We start from the raw sequence: 19,926 nt of genomic DNA, 5'->3' as shown, positions 1-19,926 counted from the left end.
AATCCCGCTCAGACCGGTGGTCCGCGCGTTGGAGGCGCTCTCCGGTGCCGCGATCCCCAAGGCCTCTCAGCGCAGGCCGAGCGCACGGCGGACTGCGCCAATCGGCTCCACCTTGCTGTCGCAGAAGTTTCGCTTTGCGCAGCGTTCTCCCGGAACGTTGACGACGATCGCATCCGCGCCGGCGTCCTCAGTGAGGAAACCGTGCGTCATGTGGAAACCCAGCGCGCGGTAGACCTCGAACTGCTCCTCCGAGAAGAACTGGTCACCGGTGGTTTCGTGCGGGAAGGTGTCGTTGCGGCGTGCATAGTCGCGGATGTAGTCGTTCTCGTCTCCGGTCAGGGACGATTTGATGTACACGAGGTACCCCTTTTCCCCCGAGCCGTAGTCGATGGTGCCGACCGCCATGTGCGGTCCGCCCGCCGCGCGCCGGGCCGCCGGCGGGGATTTGGTTGCGTTGCACTTCATCCACTCCAGCGTCGTGTTGCGGATCGGCGTCCACGGCAGGTCGATGATGATCCCGAGATCAATGCGCGCATAACGCTGCAGCGTCACCAGGGACGAGAAATTCATCGGCGCATCGGCTTCGGCGTCAACCGCGATGATCACCTTGCAGCGTCGTCGCAACAACTCGTAGACGCCGAGATTCTCGATGTGTCCGCCGTCCGTCAGGTAGACCGCATCGGCATTCTCGTAAAGCCGGCCCGAGATCTCAGACCATAGAAACAAAGGGGTCGAGTGGTGCTGCGGCTTGTCCTTTGTCGAGACCCAGCGCGGGTTCTTCAACCAGTACCCCAGGCGTACGTTGAGGAGCGCCAGGGTCGGGGTCAGGGAGCGGATCGACCCCGAGCCCATGTTCGACGAAGCGGCGGCCCCGGAGATCGCCATCGCGGTCGCAAGATCGAGGCCCGGCGCGACCTTCTCGAATGCCGGTGTATTCGCATAACCCGTGGCCTCGCTGCCGACGTGCAGCGGCGAGAATATGAAGAAATCAGCGTTCCGTCCCCGCCGATTGGCGAAGTCGGATCCTTGGATGTTCAGGGCGGTGTTGATGATAGGATATGGCGAGGCCAGGCTGCTTTTTTTCGATGTCGTGACCGTCATTGCTCCCGCTGGATCTACGCCGTAGTCCAACTGATGTAACAGACCGCTCAGCTTCTCCTCGTCGAGCGGAAGGAAATCCCTTCCCTGGTCCAGGCTCGGCATGTTCCGCGACGGCTCCCCGTCAGCGTAGTAGAGCGGATTGAACAAGAAGGCCTTGCTGAGGCGATCACGATAGAGCCGGTGCAACGAATTGGCATTCGGCCCGAGAACCCACGACAGGCCGAACAGGGCCGAGCCCGACAAGAAGTAGAGCAGCACCATCCGCCAGCTGACACTGTTGCCGAACCGGTACTTCGACCAAGTGAATGTGCCCGGGGACTGCAATGACGCAACGGAAAACAGCCATGCGGGGATGTGCGAGATCGGTCCCACCGGCTTGGAGACGACGACCTTCGCTTCGGCATTGGTGATCTCGGCCGAGAGCTTGCGCGTCGCCGAGTCGAACCGGACATTTCCCTTGACGTCGACACCGGCCGCGGGCGGCACGGGTTGCACGCCAGCCGCTCCCCACTCCTCGATCATGGGGTATTGGCGGTAGGCGGCGTCGAGCGTCTTGTCGTTCGCGATGCCCCAATAGCAAAGATAGAGATATCCGACCCAGATCAGTAAGGGCAGCGCCAGTCCCGCGACAAGCACGGCTGCTTTCGCCGCATGGGCGAGCAGGCGTGAGCCAAGATCCGAGGCGCCGGCGCCCTTCAGCAGGTCGGCGAATTGCTGCCGGAACAGCGTCACGGCCGCCGCAACCGGCGCAGTGATGGCCGCAAGCGATTGGACCCATTTGATTGCAACGCCCCCAACGATGCCGCCGGACTGAGCCGTGTTGGCGTCGGCGACATCGAACATCTGGGCGATCATGAAGGGCTGGAATTCGAAGAAGCAGATGGCGGCAAGCAGAACGAGATAGGTCGCGCCGACAGTCGACGGATAGCCGCGGAATTCACCTCCCTTGGTCGACGAAATCGATCGCAGCACCGCCCAGCCGAAGAAAAGCGCGAGGCCGAGCAGGAGCGCTGCAAGCGAAAGGCCAAAATGATCGACGTTCAGGCAGCTGGCGATCGCGCAGATGAGTCCCATCGCAAACGCAAGACCAGCCAGGTAGCGAAACAGCTCGCGCCGCCCGACTTTGAAAAGGCGCCCGACCAACAAAAGCAGCAAGGCGGCAACAAGGCCGACAAGAAAGTAGGCAGGCATCAATCCCAGGCTGGAGAGGGGACCAAGGTTGTGGGTGTCGTCGACGCTCAGCCCGAAGAAATTGGTCGTATAGAGTGACGAGCGTGCGGCGTTGGACAGGATCGTGATCACGGCGACGAGCAGTACGACCGGCAGCGTCAGGCTCAGATTGGCAACGAGCCCACGCACGACGATTGCGACGCCGGTGATCAGGTCGCGCGCGCCGGCTGGAACGAGGTAGTTCGAGTAGTTTCGGATATGGCCCACCGCAGGCGTGTCACTGATCTCATTGGCGCTCTCGGCTCCGGGTGTCGACGTGCTTCCGAAGACGAAATTCTGCGCCCGCGTCATGGTCGCCGTGAACGAACAGCCGGTGTAACCGCCACCCGAAACGGTCGACAGATAATCGATGTGCTTGATCAGCCCGTGGTGATTGAAAGCCTGCAAGACGCCGAGGCAGATTGCGGAGGATCGGATCCCGCCGCCCGACAGCGCAAGTCCGACCGTATCGATCGCCTTTTCGTCGCCAGGGTATGCGACGGGATCCATGCCCTGGGCGCGGCGGCGGTTGTTGATGGCTGCGAGCTCGCGCTTGACGATCTTGCGGTGCTGCGTCCCCCACAGCTGCTGTTCCTCGACAGCCCGTGGCGGCTCCACCTTGGGGTCTGGGGCACTGATCCTGGCCATGTTCGCCTCCCTGGCCGAGCACACCACGACGATCAACAATCATAGATTGCATTGCAGATCGAACCCGTCTGCAAGAATTAGTCTTGCCCCAGGCACAAACGTTCAATGTGCAGGGCGGGATCTATGCAACCCGCTTCGCCCGTCGTCGGAACAACGCGACGCTCGGACGGCCGACCTGACCTGCTCGCTGCAGCGCCGAAGACGGTTCGGGCTCAGCCCATCGCTTCCAGTTCGTCGATCATGCCGGCGATGACGCTCAGGCCGCCGTCCCAGAACTTTGGATCCTTGGCATCGAGCCCGAACGGCCGCAGCAGTTCCGAATAATGCTTGGTGCCGCCGGCGGCGAGCATGTCGAGATAACGCTCGGCAAAGCCTTCGGCCGCGTTCTCGTAGACGGCGTAGAGCGAGTTCACGAGACAATCGCCGAACGCATAGGCGTAGACGTAGAACGGCGAATGGATGAAGTGCGGGATGTACATCCAGTAATTCTCGTAGCCCGCTTTGATCTCGATTGCCGGCCCCAGGCTCTCGCCCTGCACCGAGAGCCAGATCTCGCCGAGCCGCGTCGCGGTGAGCTCGCCATTCTTGCGTTCGGTGTGGACCGCGCGCTCGAAGGAATAGAACGCGATCTGCCGCACCACGGTGTTGATCATGTCCTCGACCTTGCCGGCGAGCAGCGCCTGGCGCTGCTTTGCGCTCCTGGTCTGCGCCAGCAGCCGCCGGAAGGTCAGCATCTCGCCGAAAACGCTCGCGGTCTCCGCCAGCGTCAGCGGCGTCGGCGCCATCAACGCGCCATTCCTGGCCGCCAGCACCTGGTGAACTCCGTGACCGAGCTCATGGGCGAGCGTCATCACGTCGCGCGGCTTGCCCTGGTAGTTCATCAGCACGTAGGGGTGCGCGGACGGCGTGGTCGGATGCGAGAAGGCACCCGGCGCCTTGCCCGGGCGCACCGGCGCATCGATCCAGCGGTCGGTAAAGAAGCGCTCGGCGATGTCAGCCATCTTTGGCGAGAAGCCGCGATAGGCGGAGAGCACCATGCTTCGCGCGTCGCCCCAGCCGATCACGTCGGTCGCCGCAAAAGGCAGCGGCGCGTTGCGGTCCCAATAGGCCAGGCGCTTCCTGCCAAACCAGCGTGCCTTCAGCGCGTAGTAGCGATGCGACAATTTTGGATAGGCCGCGCGCACCGAGTCGACCAGCGCATCCACCACCTCGCGCTCGACGCGGTTGTTCAGATGCCGGGAATCCGCGACGTCCTTGAAGCCGCGCCAGCTGTCGGAGATGTCCTTGTCCTTGGCCAGCGTGTTGGTGATCAGCGCAAAGGTGCGCTCATTGGCCTTGAAGGTCTTTGCGAGCGCCTCTGCCGCGGCCTTGCGCTTGGCGCCGTCGCGGTCCTGCAACAGATTGAGCGTCGGCTCGATCGCGAGCTCCTTGGGCCCGACCTTGAAACGCAGGCTCGAGATGGTCTGGTCGAACAGCCGGTTGAAGGCGGAATAGCCGGTCTGCGCCTTCTCCAGGAACAGCTGCTCGAGCTTGTCGTCGAGCTGGTACGGCTTCTCCTTGCGCAAATCCTCGATCCAGGGACGGTAGTGCGCGAGCTCGGTGGCCTGCATCGCGCGGTTCAAAATATCGTCATCGACACGATTGAGCTCGAGCGCGAAGAACAGCAGATGCGTCGATGCCGCCGTCAGGCGCTCGGAAACGTCGCCGTAAAACTTTGAAATCTTGGGGTCCACGCTGTCGCCGGCATGAACGAGGCCGGCGTACGAGCCGAGCCGGCCGGCGAGGTCGTCGATCGCCTCATAGCGTCGCACGGCTTCAGCGAGCCATTTTCCGCCATCTTCCTTTGCTGTTCCTGTTGCGAGCTTGCCTTTGTAATCCGTCTCGAACGCGACGCAATCGGCATCCATCCTTTCGAGATCGCGCGCCACTTCCGGCGCATCGATCCCGGAATAGAGGTCGGCGAGGTTCCACTCCGGAAGCTTGCCGGTCTTGCTCGGAGGCTTTGCGGGTGAAGGTTTGGAGGACTTTGCCTTGACGACGGATTTCTTGGTGGCTGGCTTGCGGAGAGCAGACTTTTTCAGAGCAGACTTTTTCAGAGCAGACTTTTTGAGAGCAGGCTTGGAGCGCGAATTCATTGTGTGGGAAACCTGTGTTCAACAAGCGCGACGGCGGGCGGGGGCATCAGGATTTAACAGTGCGTTAATCGGCTTCGGCCAGAGTGCCCCGATTCGAGACAGATAGTAGTAGCGTGCGGGGAACACCATGGCTGCCAGTATTTTGATCGCCGACGACGACGCTGTAGCCCGCCGGCTGGTCGAAAACATGGTGCAGAAATGCGGCTATGAGACGATCGTGGTGGATTCCGGCGACGCGGCGATCGCCGCCCTCACCGCCCCTGACGCGGCCATCGACGGCGTCATCCTCGATCTTGTGATGCCCGGCCTCGACGGCATGGGCGTGCTGGCGAAAATCCGCGAAGCGGGTCTTAGCATCCCCGTCATCGTGCAGACCGCCCATGGCGGCATCGACAATGTGATCTCGGCGATGCGCGCGGGCGCGGCCGATTTCGTGGTCAAGCCGGTTGGCCTCGAGCGGCTCCAGGTCTCTCTTCGCAACGCGCTCAATTCGTCCGCGCTCAAGGGCGAATTGCAGCGCATCCGTCACAGCCGCGAGGGCCGGCTGACCTTCTCCGACATCATCACCCGCGCCGAGGCGATGGCGGGCGTGATGCGCGCGGCGCAGAAAGCAACAAACTCATCGATCCCGGTGCTGATCGAGGGCGAGTCCGGCGTCGGCAAGGAGATGTTCGCGCGTGCCATCCATGGCAGCGGCGAGCGCAAGGCAAAGCCGTTCGTCGCGGTCAATTGCGGCGCGATCCCCGACAACCTCGTCGAATCCATCCTGTTCGGTCACGAGAAGGGTGCCTTCACCGGCGCCACCGAACGCCACACCGGCAAGTTCGTCGAAGCCCATGGCGGCACGCTGTTCCTGGACGAGGTCAGCGAGCTGCCGTTGAGCGCGCAGGTCAAGCTGCTTCGCGCACTCCAGGAAGGCGCGGTCGAGGCGGTCGGCGGCCGCAAACCCATGAAGGTCGACGTCCGCATCATCTCGGCGACCAATCGCAGGCTGCTTGAACGGGTCAAGCAGGGCCACTTCCGGGAAGACTTGTTCTATCGCCTGCACGTGCTGCCGCTGACGATCCCATCGCTGCGCGCCCGGCGCGAAGACATTCCGCATCTGCTCAGGCATTTCCTGGCGCGCTTTGCCGCCGAGGAGAACCGCCCCATCACCGGCATCAGCGGCGAGGCCGTTGCGCACCTTGCCCAGCTCGATTGGCCCGGCAACATCCGCCAGCTCGAAAACGCGGTCTATCGCGCCGTGGTGATGAGCGAGGGCGACCAGCTTGGCCTCGACGACTTCCCTCTGATCGCCTCGCAGCCGCATCCGGGAACGGACATTCCGACCGTGCCGCTGATGCTAGAGCCAATCGCGGCCCCCTCCGTCGTTTCGGGTAATGAAATACCGATCGCGCCGCTGCCGCAAGCTGGTGCTCTCTCCATGCTGACCGCGACCGGCGACGTCCGGCCGCTGGAGGACATCGAGAACGAGATCATCCGTTTCGCGATCTCGCATTACCGCGGGCAGATGTCGGAGGTCGCCCGCCGCCTCAAAATCGGCCGGTCCACCCTCTACCGCAAACTCGATGAAGCCGGAGTTCCCGGCCATGGCGGCAAAAGCGGTGAGGAGACGCACTGAGCCTGATGCGAACGGAGGTTCGTGCAGGCGGTGCGAGACGACCGTAAGCCGTTCGCATGACGACGGAATTCGACTGCGACGTGAACCGTGACTCGACCGTGACTTGGAAGTGACAGACACAGGGAAAAGCGCGTGGCAGAAGCGCACAATCCGTTGCCAAGAGGCGTGCTTGAAGTCAGTTTGTCGTGAGTTGTCCCGGGTAGCGCTGGCTGCGAAATCGGGGCCTGTATATCGTCTGCGTAGGAATCGTTGCGTGCAGGCGTGCAACTTTCGAGAGGCCGGCGCGGTTTAGCCGAAACTCAATAGGCGATAACGAAGCTGTTCCACGGGGGACAGTTCACCCGAGGGGTGCGACACAATGCGTGACTGTTTGAACCACCGTGCAGGCTTTGACCGTGTCTTGATGACGGTCGCGGCGACCTTCCTCACGGTATCGGCCAGCTCGGCCCTGGCGCAGGATCAGGCGCGCAGCAGCGCTGCCGAACTCGCGATCGAAGCCGCGATCCCGCGCCCCGAACCCGCAAACGTCCCGCCCCCGACCGCATCCGACATCAAGCTCGATACCACCGCCACGGTGGTGGACCCTGCTAAGGAGCCCGCCAGGGAACCCTTGAAGGCCGAATCCGCTCCCGCGCCAGACAAGGTCGAGACCAAGCCGTCCGACGTCGCCACCACGCCCGCCGCCGAGCCGACGAAGAGCGAGACGGCGAAGACTGAACCCGCCAAGATCGAACCTGCCAAGGCCGACACGGCACCCCCAACGCAGGCCGCGCCCGCCGCCGCTGCTGCTCCGGCCTCGGAGCCGGTGAAGGCCGCGAGCAACGTTCCCGCGGCCGACCAGCCGGTCGCCGACAAGCTCAAGGATATCATTGGCACCAAGACTGCGCGCTATTTCGACCGTAAGAACGAACGCGCGGCGATCGAGAAGTTTTACGGTGCACGCGACTTCGCGCCGGTCTGGACCCAGGGCGGCAGCCTGACCGCTGCGGCCAAGGGCGTGATCGCACGGCTGAAGGACGCGGCGTCCGACGGTCTCAATCCCGCCGATTACCCGCTGCCGGACTTCGCAGCCGCCACGACGCCCGATGCGCTCGCCGATGCCGAGCTCAAGCTCACCGCCAGCATGTTCGACTATGCGCGGCAGGCCCAGAGCGGCCGCATGCACTGGTCCCAGGTCAGCGGCGACATCCTCTATCCCGAGCATCCGGTCGATCCGAACGAGGTGCTCGCCAAGGTCGCGACCGCGGCGGACGCCTCCGCGGCGCTCGAGAGCTACAATCCGCCGCAAAAGCTCTACAAGGAGCTGAAGGCGAAGCTCGCGGAGCTCCGCGGCCAGGGCAACGGCCCGGTGATCGAGATCGCGGATGGTCCGACGCTGAAATACACCCCGGCCCGCAAGAAGCAGGCTGAAATCGTCGTTGAAGATTCGCGCGTGCCGCAGCTGCGCGTCAAGCTCGGCATCGCCGAGAACGCCAGCGACACCCGCTATGACGCGGCGGTCGCCGAAGCCGTGCGCAAGTTCCAGAACAGCGCCGAGCTCAAGGCGACCGGCATCCTCGACGACAAGACGGTCAAGGCGATCAACACCCCGAAGCGCGACAAGCAGATCGACGTGGTGCTGGTGAACATGGAGCGCTGGCGCTGGCTGCCGCGCGACCTGGGCGTGCCCTCGCTGGGCGACGCCTATGTCATCCTCAACATTCCCGACTACACGCTGAAGGTGATGCAGCGCGGCCAGCAGGTCTGGACCACCCGCGTTGTGACCGGCAAGCCCGGCACGCATGCGACCCCGCTGCTCACCGAGACGATGAAGTACATCACGGTCAATCCGACCTGGAACGTGCCGCCGTCGATCGTCTACAACGAATATCTGCCGGCGCTTCAGCAGGACCCGACCGTGCTCCAGCGCATGGGCCTCAAGCTCGAGCAGAACCGCGATGGTTCAGTGCACATCTCGCAGCCGCCCGGTGAAGCCAACGCGCTCGGCCGCATCCGCTTCAACTTCCCGAACAAGTTCCTGGTCTATCAGCACGACACGCCGGACAAGAACCTGTTCGCCCGGGACGAGCGCGCCTTCAGCCACGGCTGCATGCGCGTGCAGAACCCGGATCAGTACGCGTCGGTTCTGCTCAACATCGCGATGCCAAACGAGAAGTACACGCCGGAACGCATCCGCAGCATGTACGGCAAGAGCGAGATCGACTTGAAATTCCCGACCCCGATCCCGGTCAACATTATCTATCAGACCGCATTCGTGGACGATGGCGGCAAGCTGCAATTCCGCAAGGACGTCTATGGCCGCGACGCGACCATGATCAACATCCTGAAGAACGGCCGCGGCAAGGATCTCGAGAACGTCGTCGCGCACTCCCAGCCGAGCTATTCACGCCCGGCAACGACGCTGCCGAACGGCGTGCTGGCGGCCAACAATGGCGGCTCGTCCGGCCCGAATTTCTTCGAGCGGCTGTTCGGAGCGCCGACCCCGCCGCCGGCCCCGATCGGCCGCCGTCCGCAGCAGCAGCGGGTATTCACCCGCTGAGCCAGGCCGCCCCGGAAGCCTAATATCCTGAAATTCTGCAACAAGATCAGCGACCTCATCCTCTGGATGGGGTCGCTTAACGTTAACCATTCTCCACCTGAGCTCGGGCAGCGGGCGTTTTTTCGCCACACTCACCCGGTTAGGTTCGCGATCTGACTTGGTTTGGGGGCGGGAAGGTCAACCTCGAATTAACCTTCTCGCTTTAACAAAGCGTTCATCCTCTTTCGCGCGCTAACGGGGTTAGCGGGAGAGTCCATTTTGAACGCTCGTCGACTGGGTGGGCTCTAACGTGCTGACTGGTATCGCACGCCAATTCGCTGTGCTGTCGTTGTCCCATGCGGGAGTGAAGGCCGGATCCCGGATCGGCCTCGCTGCCGTATTGCTGCTTGCTGCCGCGGGTTCGGTTCATAACGCCGCCGCGCTGAACGAGACCAAGACGCTCTCCTTTCACCACACCCACTCCGGCGAAGACCTCACCGTCACCTTCAAGCGCGACGGGCGCTACGACGAACCGGCGCTGAAGCAGCTCAACCACTTCCTGCGCGATTGGCGCACCCAGGACGAGACGGTCATGGACCGTCACCTCTTCGACATCCTCTGGGAAGTCTATCGCGACGTCGACGCCAAGCAGCCGATCCAGATCATCTCCTCCTACCGCTCGCCCGCCACCAACGCCATGCTCCGCCGCCGCTCCTCCGGCGTCGCGCGCTTCAGCCAGCACATGCTGGGGCATGCGATGGACTTCTACATCCCGAACGTGCCGCTGGAGCAGATCCGCTTCGCCGGCCTGCGGCTCCAGCGCGGCGGCGTCGGCTTCTACCCGACCTCCGGCTCGCCGTTCGTGCATCTGGACACCGGCAGCATCCGGCATTGGCCGCGCATGACGCATGACCAGCTCGCTCGGGTCTTCCCGGACGGACGCACCGTCCACGTCCCGACCGACGGCACGCCGCTGAAGGGCTATGAGCTCGCAAAGGCCGAGATCGAGCGGCGCGGCAGCGGCGAGGATTCCGGCAGCAAGTCGAATTTCTTTGCCGCCCTGTTCAAGGGCAAGTCGGCTCCGGCCGCCGCGAGCAACGACGAGGATGACGAGGGCACGCCCGCCCCGTCCGCGAAGACTGTCGCGCCGACCGTGGTCGCCGCCGCGACCAAGCCGGCCGATCCGGTGCCGACGCCCCGCGCCAAGCCGTCAGTCGCAGCGACGATTCAGCTCGCCTCGGCCGATGCGCAGATGGTCACGCTGCCCAAGCCGAAGCCGGCGCCCGTGGCTGACAAGCCGGCCGCCGGCAAATCCGCTGACGCCAAGCCCGAGACCCCCGCTGATATCATCAATGCCCGTGGCTTCTGGGACGCCCCGGCTACTCCGCAGCAGGCGACGCCGGCCCAAGTGGCTGCGCTGAAGGCCCGCCAGGCGCTTGCCGCCGCCACCGATCCACAGCCGACCGCGAGCGTGTCCAGCGCCGCCTATCAGGCCCTGGCCTACGCGCCGGCGTCCGCCTCCCCGGTCGACCGCGCCAATGTCGTCGCCGCCTCCGCGCCGATCCCACGCTCCGCCCGTCCCGCCGCGTCGCGCAACCTTGCGCCCGCGACCGAGATCAACACGGTGGTCGGCAAGCGCGTCGACGGCTTGGTCGCAACCGCGACCCGGCTCTCCGCAGCCAAGGGCGAAAGCATCTGGCTCAAGATCGTGATGCTGTCGCCGAGCGCCAGCCGCGCGATGTCGGTCACGCTGATGGGCGAGCTTGATATGGCCGCAATGCGCGCCTACTTCGTCAAGCCGCAGTCCGTAATCGCCATGGGTTTTGCCGACGATCCGATGCAGGGCCTGTCCTGCGACAGTTTCTCGGGCACCGCCACCGCCAAGCTCGAGACGACGTCGTTCGTCATGCGGACGGCTTCGCTGCGCTAAGGCTGATAAGCCCCACTGTTACCAAAATCTCTGTCGTCGTCCTGGCGAAGGCCAGGACCCATACCGCGTGATCCATCTGGTTCACGCGGTACGGATACCAAGCGACGAATTTTCGCCAAACTGCTCCCTGGGGTAATGGGTCCTGGCCTTCGCCAGGACGACACCGGGGCTCAGATCATCCCCAGTGCCTGCATGTAGGTCTCGAGGATCGTCTCGGCCTCGGCGCGCTCGTTCGGATCCTGCTTGCGCATGCGCACGATGGTGCGCAGCGCCTTGACGTCGTAGCCGTTGCCCTTGGCCTCGGCGAAGACGTCGCGGATGTCGTCGGAGATCGCCTTCTTCTCTTCCTCCAGCCGCTCGATGCGCTCGATGATGGACTTGAGCTGGTCCTTGGCAAATTTCGTCGCGGGCTCGTCGTCGCGGACGGCGGCGGAGGTGGCCATCTTGGTACTCCCAATAAAACTGGCAAAACGAGGTGACGCCGGCATCCTCACCGCGCGTGCTGGTAGACCCTTAGGGTTCGGACCTCTCGCGTTCAAGGCAGCATCGCGCTCGTCCACAGCGCGCCCACACCTTCCTGCGGCTGTCGAAGAAAGCTGTTGTGTGATGCGACTCAAAGGCACCGCATATCGGGCTGCCGGCGAGGCCGTTCAGTGCCCGGGATGAACCTTCTTCATGGCATCGAGCTGCTCAGGCGAGGCCGCGCCCTGGTATTTCGCCTTCCAGGCCTCATAGGGCATGCCATAGACGGCTTCCCGGCTCTCGTCCTTGCTCAAGGCGACGCCCTGGGCGTCGGCGGCGTCCTTGAGCCAGTTGGACAGGCAGTTGCGGCAGAAGCCTGTGAGATTCATCAGGTCGATGTTCTGGACGTCTGTCCGCGTCTTCAAATGATCGACCAGGCGCCGGAAAGCGGCAGCCTCGAGTTCCGTTCTGGTTTTGTCGTCGATTGCCATGGCTGGATCCCTCGGCTTTGCGAAATTGGCTGTGACCTGGATGGGTCACCCTTACGAGATCAGGTGGGGCCTGTCACAGATTTTGCCATATCGCGGCGCAAACGGGCGCGAAGCCGGCTTCAGGCAGTTCCCGGGCCCTACGCCAAATCGTCAATGATCTGATATACCTTCCGCGACAATGATCGCCGAATCTCCCCGCTCCCGCCTTCGCCTGCTCGCCCGGTTGGTCCCGGTGCTGGTGGTTGGCTTGCTATGCTTCTGGGCCAGCCCGGCCTCCGCCGATTTCCGGCTCTGCAACAACACATCGAGCCGGGTCGGCATCGCGCTCGGCTACAAGGATGCCGAGGGCTGGACCACCGAAGGCTGGTGGAACATCTCGTCGCGCTCCTGCGAGACCCTGCTGCGCGGAACGTTGGTGGCCCGCTTCTATTACATCTACGCCATCGACTATGACCGCGGGGGCGAATGGTCGGGCCAGGCCTTCATGTGCTCGCGCGACAAGGAGTTCACCATCCGCGGCACCGAGGATTGCCTTGCGCGGGGCTATGACCGGACCGGCTATTTCGAGGTCGATACCGGCGAGCAGCGGGCCTGGACGGTGCAGCTCACCGATGCCAACGAGCAGCCGTCAAAGCAGCAGCGCGTGCCCGGCCTCCCCGGCCCGGTTGGTCCGGGAGTTCCGGGTTTGCCCAATGGACCGCCCGGTGGTACGCCGCCCGCCCCGCCTGGCCTCCCGCCAGCTCCCTCGCCCCCGTCTGGAAATAAGCCATGAGGCGTCTTCGCCGTATCAAGATTCTCGCGACCCTTGGACCCGCTTCTTCGGACCTCGCGATGATCCGCCGCCTGTTCGAGGCCGGCGCCGACCTGTTCCGCATCAACATGAGCCACACCCCGCATGACAAGATGCGCGAGCTGGTGGCGACGATCCGCAACGTCGAGAGCAGCTATGGCAGGCCGATCGGCATACTGGTCGATCTCCAGGGGCCAAAGCTCCGGCTCGGCGCCTTCGCCGAAGGCGCGGTCCAGCTCCAGAACGGCCAGACCTTCACGCTGGATTCCGACAAGGCGCCGGGCGACACCACCCGCGTCCAGCTCCCGCATCCGGAGATCCTGGCCGCGCTTCGTCCGGGCCATTCGCTGCTGCTCGACGACGGCAAGGTGCGGCTGATCGCCGAGGAGACCACGAAAGACCACGCCGTGACGCGCGTCGTGGTCGGCGGCCGGATGTCCGACCGCAAGGGCGTCAGCCTGCCCGACACCGACCTGCCGGTCTCGGCGATGACGCCGAAGGACCGCGCCGACCTCGAGGCGGCGCTGGTCACTGGCGTCGATTGGATCGCGCTGTCCTTCGTGCAGCGCGCCGACGACGTGCTCGAGGCCAAGAAGATGATCCGCGGCCGCGCCGCGGTGATGGCCAAGATCGAGAAGCCGCAGGCGATCGATCGCCTCGCCGACATCATCGACGCCTCCGACGCCCTGATGGTGGCGCGCGGCGACCTCGGCGTCGAGCTGCCGCTGGAACGCGTGCCGAGCCTGCAGAAGCAGATGACGCGCATGGCGCGGCGCGCCGGCAAGCCGGTGGTGATCGCGACCCAGATGCTGGAATCGATGATCCAGTCGCCGGTGCCGACCCGCGCCGAGGTTTCCGACGTCGCCACCGCCGTCTACGAAGGCGCCGACGCCATCATGCTGTCGGCGGAATCGGCGGCCGGAAAATTCCCGGTCGAGGCCGTCTCGACCATGAATCGCATCGGCGAAGAGGTCGAGCGCGACCCGATCTATCGCTCGGTCATCACCGCACAGCGCCCCGCCCCGGAAGCCACCGCCGGCGATGCCATCGCGGACGCCGCGCGGCAGATCGCCGAGACGCTCGACCTGCCGGCCCTGATCTGCTGGACCAGCTCGGGATCGACCGCGGTGCGCGTGGCGCGCGAGCGGCCGAAGCCGCCGATCGTGGCGATCACGCCGAACGTCGCGGCGGGACGCCGGCTGTCGGTCGTCTGGGGCGTGCATTGCGTGGTGGCGGAAGATGCGCGCGACCAGGACGACATGGTGAGCCGCGCCGGCCAGATCGCGTTCCGCGACGGCTTCGTCCGGGCGGGCCAGCGCGTGATCATCGTCGCCGGCGTGCCGCTCGGCATCCCCGGCACCACCAACATGGTGCGCATCGCCTCGGTCGGCCCCGAGGGCGAAGCGAATATCTAGGCCCGCCGGCACGCGGCAAACAAAAAATGTCGAAAACAACCCCATGCACAGTAGCCGGCGGGTCCGGCGAAAATGCTGGGGTTTTTCGCAAAGGCGAGCTCGGGCAACGGCTTGGGCGCGATCAGGTCGGCCGGTCGATCAGGCGGACGTTTTAGGCCCCAACCAGCGCTTTCGCCGCCGGCAGCAGCGTCTGCTGCACGACGAGACCCCTGGCGCGGGCGTCCATGACGCCGACCGCACGGAGCGCCAGCAGCGTCACGGTCTGCACGGCATCGCGCATCCTGGCGGGATCGTCGAGATTGTCCGGCGCAAGCGGTCCGACCAAGGCCTCGTGCAAGGCGCCGAGCAGCGCGGTGGCGGCGAGCGCGGTGTCCTGCGCCGGCAGGTGGCCGGCGCGCACGGCGGCGTCGATCCGCGAGGCCATCTCGCCCGCGATCTCGCGCCGGCTGGCAAGGCGTGAAGCGCTGACATCGACATCGACCGGCTCGGCCAGGATGCCCCAGGCGAGCCTGCGCTGCGACAGGGTATGCACCGCCACGGTGGTCACCGCCGCCGCCAGCGCCGAGGACGGCCCCGGCGCGGCATCGGCTGCTCGCCGGATCGCCGTGAGCTCGTCGCGGGAGACTTCGGCGATCAACTCGGAGATCAAATCGGCCTTGGAGGGGAAGTAGCGGTAGACCGTGCCCGCTGCGACGCTGGCGCGAACGGCGACCGGCGCAATCTGCACCGCCGCCATCCCGCCTTCCGCCGCCGCCTCCCGCGCCGCCGCCAGTATCGCACTGCGCCGGGCTGCAAGGCGCTTCACCACTTGATGCGTTCGCCGATAAACCATGGCGCGCTTCCTGTCCCACACGCCGGCCGCACGCCCTGCGGCCGAACGCTTCGTCACTGATATCGCAAATCGCCCCGCAAGGACTGAACAACTATTCAGAGTGGATGACAAGGTGCAAATGCATGAAGCGTCACGCCAAAATTAGCTGCGAGCTCAAACAGCTAAAAACGCGGCGAACTGCTTTGGTGAAGGGGTAACCACGATCGTTACCCCCATCTTAAACCTGCTCCGCGACTGTGCTGCGATATTGCGATCCCACCTCGGTGCAGCATGGTCGACACGGACGCCCGGACCGCCTGGCAGCTCTTCCACCTGAACTGGCTTCCCATCGCAGCCATGGGCAGCCTGCTGGCGCTGGGCCTCCCCTTCACCGGCCTGAGCCTCGAACCGGTCGCCTATTGGGTGACGCTGGCAGTTGCTGCAGTCCTGCTCGCGCTGGCCTATGGCCACCGCATCGTCAAAGGCGAGCTTGCCGACCCGAAGCTGCTGTTTTCGCTCGGAACCATCGGACAGATCATTCTCACCTGCGCCATCGTCGGACCGCTCAGCTATGTCGCGGCCAAGCTGAACTGGCCGCTGCAGGATCAGGCGCTGCTTGCGATCGACCGTGCACTCGGCCTCGATCCCGAACCGATCGCGCGATACGTCAACGACCATCCCTGGCTCGCGGACTGCCTGGCTCGCGGATACGGGCTGATCAAATTGCCGCTGCTCGGCATTCCAATCGTGCTGGCGCTGACGGCGCACTATATGCGGCTGCAATTGTTCATGCTCGCGATGAGCCTAGCGCTCGCGGTCACCATCGCGATCTCCGCCGTCGTGCCCGCGATCGGCACCTATTGGGGGCTGCAGCTGTCCGCCGCGCATTTTCCCGAAATCAACACCGCGGTCTATGCCGGGCAGTTGCGCGACATCCTCGCGCTTCGCGACGATAGCCTGCACGAGCTCCGGTTGTTCTTCCTCGCCGGCATTGTCTCGTTTCCGAGCTTCCACGCCGCATCCGCCGTGCTCTACATGTGGGCGCTGTGGCCGGTGCGCGGCCTCGGCGGCATCGCGGCCGCGCTCAATCTGCTGATGATTGCGGCAACACCGGTGATCGGCGCGCATTACGTCATCGACGTCGCCGGCGGAATCGCAGTCGCCGCAGCGTCGATCTGGGCGGCGAAATTCTATCTCGAATGGCACCGCCGCGCGCGGCAAACGTCTGCCGCGCCTGCGCCGTCGCCGGTCTGGCAGCCCGGCCTCGCGGAATGACAGCCGGCAAGTTGCCCTAGGGTCCGCGCGCAGCGCCGTGCCCACCAGCAACTTTCAATTTCAATGTTCTCGACGGTGGGAACGCCTGCGCTCTTGGAGCCGCGGCAGACGCCTTGCCGCCCCACAAGCTCGCTACAGCTTGGCGACCTCAGATCCGGAAATCGTCCGCCAAAAGAAAAGAGCCCCGTCAAGGACGGGGCTCTCTGAATTCGCGATTCGTACAGCCTTACTTGAGGCTGCTCGAGATCGAAGTGAACTTGGCGTTCAACGTGGTGCCCAGGTTATTGACGACAGTGATGATCGCCAGCGCGATGCCGGCGGCGATCAGACCGTATTCAATGGCGGTGGCGCCGGATTCATCCTTCGCAAAACGCGCAACGAGGTTCTTCATAAAGAGCTCCAAATGAGTACACGAGGCTACAACTGATCTGGTCCTTTTGGCTTCCCAGCGCCGCTTGACCATGGAACCGAACGTAGTGGCAAAGAATTGCGCCGCAGTTAATTCGACTGCGGAAACACAGAGCGGTTTGCGTGTATTCGTCGATGGTAAACCGAAATCTAAAACGATCCGTTAAATTGTCGAGACATCAAGCCGGCCCGGCCTCACCGGTTTACCCGGAATTATGACCGCCGTGGTCCAATGTCGATCGTTCGGCACAACGACAAAAACACCAGGACGACGAGGCGGCATGTCCCTTTCCTTTGCCAACAGCATCACCGTGCAGGGTCGTGCGCGAGCGCTGGTGCCGCTATGCGTCGGTGCGGGCGCCTATCTCTTCTTCGTGTATGTCGGCGACACGCTGCTTCAGGACTCCGACTCGCTCTGGCAGATCAAGATCGGACAATGGATCCTGGATCACCACGCGCTTCCCTACACGGACTTCTATTCCTTCACCCGACCGGGGGCGCCCTGGGTTTCGACCTCATGGCTGTCGCAGGTGCTGTTCGCCCTCTCCTATGCGCAATGGGATTGGGCCGGCCCGGTGATCCTCACCGCGCTTGCGGTCGCATTGTCGGCGGCGATGCTGGTCGGCCTGCTCGAGGCCCATCTGGAAATTCCGCGCGCGGTCCTGTTCGCGATGTTCGCGCTATTGCTGTCGCTGCACCATATTCTGGCGCGGCCGCACATGCTGGCGCTGCCCGTGATGATCGCGTGGGTCGGCGTGTTGATGGCCGCAGCCGACCGCAAGGGCGCCCCGTCATGGTACTGGCTGCCGCTGATGTCCCTGTGGTCGAACCTGCATGGCGGCTTCGTGCTGGGCCTGGCGCTGATCGGCCCGATGTCGTTTGTGGCGCTCTGGGGCATGGAGTCCGGCAAGCAGGTCCGGCTGCTGTCGCGCTGGTTCCTGTTCGGTGTTGCGGCACTCGCTGCAAGCTGCGTCACACCCTATGGCTGGCGCACATTGCTTGGCGCGATCAACATCCTCAATCTCGGCGAGCTGCTGACGATCATCTCCGAATGGTCGCCCGCGAGCTTCGCATCCTTCAATGCGTTCGAAGGCGCGCTGTTCGGCCTGATCGCACTCGGGCTGTATCGCGGCCTGACGCTCTCGCCGCCGCGCATTCTTCTGATCCTGCTTCTGACCTGGATGGCGCTCACCCACGTCAGGAGCATCGAGGCCTTTGCCTTCCTGGTGCCGCTGGTGCTGGCCAAGCCCCTCGGCGAACGGTCTGCGCTGCCGCAGCCTGGCATGCAGGGCGGCGAGAGTTGGGCTGCCCGCTACGTCACCGCAACCGGCGCGCTGATGATCGTGGCCGCGGGCTGGACCTCGACCTCACTTTACATGGCGCATCACCGCTTCACCTTCACGATGGATCAGACACCGGTCGCCGCTGTCGATCTGCTCGAGAAACGCAAGGCGCAGCGCATCTTCAACGCCTACCGGTTCGGCGGCTATCTGATCTCGCGTGACATCCCGGTCTTCATCGACGGCCGCGCCGAGCTCTACGGCGAAACCTTCGCCATGGACGTCTTCAAGGCCGTGGAGCTCAAGAAGCTCGACACTCTGACGCGGCTGCTCGACGCGTACAAGATCGACGCCACGCTCATGGTCCCGGACGCGCCGGCCGCCCAGGTGCTGGACCACATCAAGGGCTGGAAGCGGCTCTACGCCGACGACATCGCCGTGATCCACGTGCGAACCGGCGGCACAGAGGCCGGCGCGACGCCGGAAGCGGAGTCCTCGAAGGAAACCGTCAAGTGAGCGCGTCCGCTCAACAGCCGATATCCGGTCCATCGCGCCGCTGGATCGGAATTCCCGTCGTGATGCTGCCAGCGTTTTCGATCGCAACGCTCTTCGCCTGGGGCGTCCTGATCTCCACCTTCACGCATCCCGGCTGGATCGGGCTGAACCACGTCGCCCCCGGAACCGACTGGATGGTGTTTTACGGCGCCGTCAGATCGTTGCTCGCCGGCAATCTTGCGCTGGTCATCGATGGCGACGCGTTCACGGCCTATCTCAACCAGTCGTTCGCATCATGGCTCTCGGTGCCTCTGGAGTTCCGTCCATGGTTCTATCCGCCCAGCTTCCTCGTTCTGCTGCTGCCATTCGCGTCGCTTGGCTTCATCGGCTCCTATGTCGCATTCCAGGCCGCGACCGCAGGCTTCCTGGCCTGGGCGCTTCGCAACCGTGCGGATCAGCCGCAACTGACGCCCTACATCATCGCGGCTGCGCTAGTCTCGCCATCGGCGTCTCTCAACCTGGCCGATGGACAATGCGCTTTTCTCGTTGCCGCACTGCTGGTCGCGGGCGTCAGGCTGCTCGGACCGCGACCGCTCCTTGCCGGGGCAATCCTCGGGCTGCTGAGTTTCAAGCCGCAATTCTTCCTGCTCGTCCCCTTCGCGCTAGTGGGGGCGCGCCGTTATGGCAGCCTGTGCGCTGCTGCATGCTCGGCATTCGCATTGGCGGCTGCAAGTGCCATGATTTTTGGCGTCGAATTGTGGCTCTGGTGGATACCGCAGGCGTACAACAATCTGGTCAGCCCCGACGCGAAATGGCTGGCCTATGGCCGCATCTGGGGTCACAGCGTGTGGGCCTGCGCGATGCTGCTGGGCCTGCCGGAGCGGCTGGCCTCCATCCTGCAGCTGGCCGCGATCCTTTCGAGCGCGGCGGCGACATTCGCGGCCTTTCGCTCCTCGCTCAGTACCAACAACAAGCTGATCGTACTGCTTGCGGCAACGGTGCTGGCGGCCCCGCATTCGGGCCCTTATGACGCGACACTGCTGACGGTCGCCGTCGTGCTGTGGCTTGCCGCATCGATCGATGCTCCACGGTTTCGCGACTGGCTGATCGGGCTCGGCATCTGGATGGTGCCGTTGCTCAGCCCGGCGGTGTATATTCCGGCGGGACGACTATCGCCGCTCCTCATCGTCGCTCTCATCGGCGTCGTCTTCAGCGCGTTGCGCAGTCCGGCGGGGTCTGGCGAGCCGGCAATGTCGCCGCATTCCTGAATCCAATCTAGGGCTGGCGAATCGTCATCGCGAGCGCAGCGAAGCAATCTAGGCTGTCACCGCGGAACG

Annotated in this window: 14 protein-coding genes; 8 read left to right on the top strand and 6 right to left on the bottom strand. The window is 64.3% G+C overall.

Going from position 1 to position 19,926, the window contains the following annotated elements; genetic code table 11:
• Positions 1–66 precede the first annotated feature (66 nt).
• Positions 67–2,958, bottom strand: a complete 2,892-nt coding sequence (locus tag AC0L2F_RS21520; protein WP_473249764.1) for a cell division protein — start codon at positions 2,956–2,958, stop codon at positions 67–69.
• A 212-nt stretch (positions 2,959–3,170) separates the two neighbouring features.
• Entirely contained in the window at positions 3,171–5,093 is a 1,923-nt protein-coding gene (locus AC0L2F_RS21515; protein WP_473249763.1) for a M3 family oligoendopeptidase, read from the bottom strand.
• A gap of 127 nt (positions 5,094–5,220) precedes the next feature.
• On the opposite strand from AC0L2F_RS21515, the gene AC0L2F_RS21510 reads away from it, so the two are divergent.
• From AC0L2F_RS21510 to AC0L2F_RS21500, 3 genes are all read left to right on the top strand, one after another.
• Positions 5,221–6,714 carry a sigma-54-dependent transcriptional regulator gene (locus AC0L2F_RS21510; RefSeq protein WP_473249762.1) on the top strand — a complete coding sequence of 498 codons (1,494 nt, stop codon included), beginning with the start codon at positions 5,221–5,223 and terminating at the stop codon, positions 6,712–6,714.
• A 358-nt stretch (positions 6,715–7,072) separates the two neighbouring features.
• Positions 7,073–9,253, top strand: a complete 2,181-nt coding sequence (locus tag AC0L2F_RS21505; protein WP_473249761.1) for a L,D-transpeptidase family protein — start codon at positions 7,073–7,075, stop codon at positions 9,251–9,253.
• Between the two features lie 289 nt (positions 9,254–9,542).
• Complete coding sequence (locus AC0L2F_RS21500; RefSeq protein WP_473249759.1) at positions 9,543–11,162, top strand: peptidoglycan L,D-endopeptidase MepK; 1,620 nt, start codon at positions 9,543–9,545, stop codon at positions 11,160–11,162.
• Between the two features lie 170 nt (positions 11,163–11,332).
• Here AC0L2F_RS21500 and AC0L2F_RS21495 read toward each other — a convergent pair whose 3' ends face one another.
• Positions 11,333–11,605 (bottom strand): DUF2312 domain-containing protein, encoded by a 273-nt coding sequence (locus AC0L2F_RS21495; protein ID WP_007596286.1) that lies wholly within the window; start codon positions 11,603–11,605, stop codon positions 11,333–11,335.
• A 207-nt stretch (positions 11,606–11,812) separates the two neighbouring features.
• Positions 11,813–12,115 (bottom strand): DUF1244 domain-containing protein, encoded by a 303-nt coding sequence (locus tag AC0L2F_RS21490; protein ID WP_473249758.1) that lies wholly within the window; start codon positions 12,113–12,115, stop codon positions 11,813–11,815.
• 178 nt (positions 12,116–12,293) lie between these two features.
• Here AC0L2F_RS21490 and AC0L2F_RS21485 point away from each other — a divergent pair, with 178 nt between their 5' ends.
• Entirely contained in the window at positions 12,294–12,887 is a 594-nt protein-coding gene (locus tag AC0L2F_RS21485) for a DUF1036 domain-containing protein (RefSeq protein ID WP_007614248.1), read from the top strand.
• Positions 12,884–14,320, top strand: coding sequence for a pyruvate kinase (pyk, locus tag AC0L2F_RS21480; protein ID WP_007614251.1), 1,437 nt, complete (start codon positions 12,884–12,886; stop codon positions 14,318–14,320). The genes AC0L2F_RS21485 and pyk overlap by 4 nt, the downstream gene beginning before the upstream one ends.
• A gap of 151 nt (positions 14,321–14,471) precedes the next feature.
• Here pyk and AC0L2F_RS21475 read toward each other — a convergent pair whose 3' ends face one another.
• A complete protein-coding gene (locus tag AC0L2F_RS21475; protein ID WP_007614253.1) occupies positions 14,472–15,152 on the bottom strand; it encodes a TetR family transcriptional regulator in 681 nt (226 codons plus the stop codon).
• A 270-nt stretch (positions 15,153–15,422) separates the two neighbouring features.
• Between AC0L2F_RS21475 and AC0L2F_RS21470 the strand changes: the two genes are divergently transcribed.
• The gene (locus AC0L2F_RS21470) at positions 15,423–16,406 is read left to right on the top strand and encodes a phosphatase PAP2 family protein (protein WP_473249757.1); all 984 of its coding nucleotides are present in this window, start codon (positions 15,423–15,425) and stop codon (positions 16,404–16,406) included.
• Positions 16,407–16,632: 226 nt separating this feature from the next.
• Here the strand turns inward: AC0L2F_RS21470 and AC0L2F_RS21465 are convergent, their stop codons facing one another.
• Positions 16,633–16,797 carry a Flp family type IVb pilin gene (locus AC0L2F_RS21465; protein WP_007614256.1) on the bottom strand — a complete coding sequence of 55 codons (165 nt, stop codon included), beginning with the start codon at positions 16,795–16,797 and terminating at the stop codon, positions 16,633–16,635.
• Between the two features lie 298 nt (positions 16,798–17,095).
• Here AC0L2F_RS21465 and AC0L2F_RS21460 point away from each other — a divergent pair, with 298 nt between their 5' ends.
• Both AC0L2F_RS21460 and AC0L2F_RS21455 read left to right on the top strand, forming a co-directional pair.
• Positions 17,096–18,610, top strand: a complete 1,515-nt coding sequence (locus AC0L2F_RS21460) for a hypothetical protein (RefSeq protein WP_007614258.1) — start codon at positions 17,096–17,098, stop codon at positions 18,608–18,610.
• The gene (locus AC0L2F_RS21455; protein ID WP_473249756.1) at positions 18,607–19,857 is read left to right on the top strand and encodes a glycosyltransferase family 87 protein; all 1,251 of its coding nucleotides are present in this window, start codon (positions 18,607–18,609) and stop codon (positions 19,855–19,857) included. Before AC0L2F_RS21460 ends, AC0L2F_RS21455 begins: the two co-directional genes overlap by 4 nt.
• Positions 19,858–19,926: the final 69 nt, after the last annotated feature.

This window comes from Bradyrhizobium sp. Ken64, from assembly GCF_055807555.1.
The sequence above is the reverse complement of the archived record's forward strand: the minus strand, read 5'-3'. Positions and strand labels throughout refer to the sequence as shown.

Coding starts and splice junctions, on each gene's coding strand:
- AC0L2F_RS21520 (WP_473249764.1), bottom strand. CDS start 2,958: ATGGCCAGGATCAGTGCCCCAGACCCCAAGGTGGAGCCGCCACGGGCT.
- AC0L2F_RS21515 (WP_473249763.1), bottom strand. CDS start 5,093: ATGAATTCGCGCTCCAAGCCTGCTCTCAAAAAGTCTGCTCTGAAAAAG.
- AC0L2F_RS21510 (WP_473249762.1), top strand. CDS start 5,221: ATGGCTGCCAGTATTTTGATCGCCGACGACGACGCTGTAGCCCGCCGG.
- AC0L2F_RS21505 (WP_473249761.1), top strand. CDS start 7,073: ATGCGTGACTGTTTGAACCACCGTGCAGGCTTTGACCGTGTCTTGATG.
- AC0L2F_RS21495 (WP_007596286.1), bottom strand. CDS start 11,605: ATGGCCACCTCCGCCGCCGTCCGCGACGACGAGCCCGCGACGAAATTT.
- AC0L2F_RS21490 (WP_473249758.1), bottom strand. CDS start 12,115: ATGGCAATCGACGACAAAACCAGAACGGAACTCGAGGCTGCCGCTTTC.
- AC0L2F_RS21485 (WP_007614248.1), top strand. CDS start 12,294: ATGATCGCCGAATCTCCCCGCTCCCGCCTTCGCCTGCTCGCCCGGTTG.
- pyk (WP_007614251.1), top strand. CDS start 12,884: ATGAGGCGTCTTCGCCGTATCAAGATTCTCGCGACCCTTGGACCCGCT.
- AC0L2F_RS21475 (WP_007614253.1), bottom strand. CDS start 15,152: ATGGTTTATCGGCGAACGCATCAAGTGGTGAAGCGCCTTGCAGCCCGG.
- AC0L2F_RS21470 (WP_473249757.1), top strand. CDS start 15,423: ATGGTCGACACGGACGCCCGGACCGCCTGGCAGCTCTTCCACCTGAAC.
- AC0L2F_RS21465 (WP_007614256.1), bottom strand. CDS start 16,797: ATGAAGAACCTCGTTGCGCGTTTTGCGAAGGATGAATCCGGCGCCACC.
- AC0L2F_RS21460 (WP_007614258.1), top strand. CDS start 17,096: ATGTCCCTTTCCTTTGCCAACAGCATCACCGTGCAGGGTCGTGCGCGA.